General features: G+C 60.4%; 2 protein-coding genes. Both read left to right on the top strand.

What is annotated here, in order from left to right; genetic code table 11:
* Window positions 1-462 (top strand): lyase family protein (locus B2W52_RS10995; RefSeq protein WP_286803028.1); only part of this gene is annotated, 462 nt, incomplete at its 5' end.
* A gap of 57 nt (window positions 463-519) precedes the next feature.
* Window positions 520-2,259, top strand: a complete 1,740-nt coding sequence (locus B2W52_RS11000) for a long-chain-acyl-CoA synthetase (protein WP_286803031.1) — start codon at window positions 520-522, stop codon at window positions 2,257-2,259.
* The last annotated feature ends 45 nt before the right edge of the window (window positions 2,260-2,304 follow it).

The following is a 2,304-nucleotide window of genomic DNA, read 5'->3' on the forward strand; positions in this document are numbered from 1 at the left end:
CTGCCGGCCACCCAGCCCGGGTCGTCGATCATGCCCGGCAAGGTAAACCCGGTAATCTGCGAGTCCGCCACCATGGTGGCGGCCCAGGTCATGGGGCTGGACCAGGCCAACACCGTGGCGGCCCAGAGCGGCAACTTCCAGCTCAACGTGATGCTGCCGCTGGTGGCCACCAATCTGCTGGATATGACCCGCTGGCTGGCCAACAGCTGCCGTAATCTGGCCGACCAGGCCATCGAAGGGCTGACCTGGAACCAGGAGCACCTGGCGGAAGGCGTGGGCCGCAACCCGATTCTGGTCACCGCCCTGAATCCGGTGATCGGCTACGAAAAGGCCGCCGCCATCGCCAAGGAAGCGTTTTCCACCGGTCAGCCGGTGATTGAGGTGGCGCTTGCGCACACCGATCTGGATCGCCAGCGTCTGGAAGCGCTGCTGGATCCCCTTAAACTGACCGGCCCGGGCTGAACCCGGGACCGTGACCCTGTTTCACTTTTTAATTTTTGTTTGGTGATGGAGAGAGCAATGAGTAACGACCTGACCATTCAGCGCACCGCCGAAGCGGTGGAATCGCCGCTGGTGATCAACAGCATTCTGGAATCCGGCGTGCGTAACGCTCCCGAGCAGGAGATCGTCTACGCGGACCAGCGTCGCATGAGCTACCGGGATCTGGAAGAGCGGGTCAACCGGCTCGCCGGCGCGCTGGCGGAGTGCGGGGTCAAGCCCGGCGACACCGTGGCGGTGATGGACTGGGACACCCACCGTTACCTGGAAGCGTTCTTCGCCATCCCGATGATGGGCGCGGTGCTGCACACGGTGAACGTGCGCCTGAGCCCGGAACAGATTCTCTACACCCTGAACCACGCCGAGGACGACGTGATTCTGGTGAACCGCGAGTTTCTGCCGGTTCTCGAAGAGCTGAAAGACCGCATCGAAACCGTCAAACGCTACGTGCTGCTGGACGACGAAGGCGGCAACCTGGATTCCCAACTGGACATCGCCGGCGAGTACGAAGCCCTGCTGCAACAGGCCCCGGCTGAATTCGATTTCCCGGAGCTGGACGAAAACACCCGCGCCACCACCTTCTACACCACCGGCACCACCGGCCTGCCCAAGGCCGCCCCGGGCTCACACCGCAAATTTATAATGGCCTACGGCGGGTTTGGCCTGATGTCTCTGGCCATGAAGCCGGAGGACGTTCTTTACTGCACGCTCCCCCTTTATCACGGCACCGCTCTGCTGGTCTGCTGGGGGTCCGTCCTGGCCGGCGGCTCCGCCATTGCCCTGCGCCGCAAGTTCTCCGCCAGCGCCTTCTGGGACGACGTTCGCTATTACCACGCCACCACCTTCGGCTACGTCGGCGAACTCTGCCGCTACCTGCTGAACCAGCCACCCAGCGAACAGGACCGGAACCATAGCCTCACCAAAATGATCGGCAACGGCCTCCGCCCCTCCATCTGGAAGGAATTCAAGCAGCGCTTCGGGATAGAGACAGTCGCAGAGCTCTACGCCTCCAGCGAAGGCAACATCGGCTTCAGCAACTTTTTCAATATGGACAACACCGTGGGCTTTTCCACCGCCCCCTACAAGCTGGTGAAATTCCACGACGGCACACGGGATCCAGTTCGTAACGAAAAAGGCTTCATGCAGGAAGTCGCAAAAGGCGAGCCCGGCCTGTTGATCGGCGAGATCACCAAGAAATGGTCGTTCGAGGGTTACACCCAGAAAGAGGCCACGGAAAAATCGATCCTCCGCAACGCTTTCAAGAAGGGGGACGCCTGGTTCAACACTGGCGATGTCCTGAAGGAAATCGGGTGCGGCCACCTGCAGTTCGTCGACCGTATGGGCGATACCTACCGCTGGAAGGGCGAAAACGTCTCAACGACGGAAGTGGAAAACATCATCGACGGCTCGGGGATGGTCGAGGAAGCCATCGTCTACGGCGTCGAGATCCCCGGCTCCAACGGTAAGGCCGGCATGGTGACCCTGGTTCCCCACAGTAATGGCCAAGAGTTCGATGTGAACAGATTATTCGCCTATCTGCGGGACAATCTGCCGGCCTATGCAGTACCGGTGTTTGTGCGCATCACCCACGCCATCGAGAAAACCGGAACCTTCAAATACCGCAAGGTGGATATCCAGAAGCTGGGCTATTCGCTTAGGGACGGCGAGGAAGTCTATGCCTGGTTGCCCGGGACTGATGGGTATACCCTGCTGACGCCGGAGCTGGTTTCGGAGATTGACTCGGGTTCGGTCCGGTTTTGATGATTGGCCTTTTGTCTGGGCCCTAGCCTTATGGATTAGTGGATT

Origin of the sequence: Marinobacter sp. UBA2498 (genome assembly GCF_002341575.1) — a bacterium.
GTDB classification, from domain to species: Bacteria; Pseudomonadota; Gammaproteobacteria; order Pseudomonadales; family Oleiphilaceae; genus Marinobacter; species Marinobacter manganoxydans.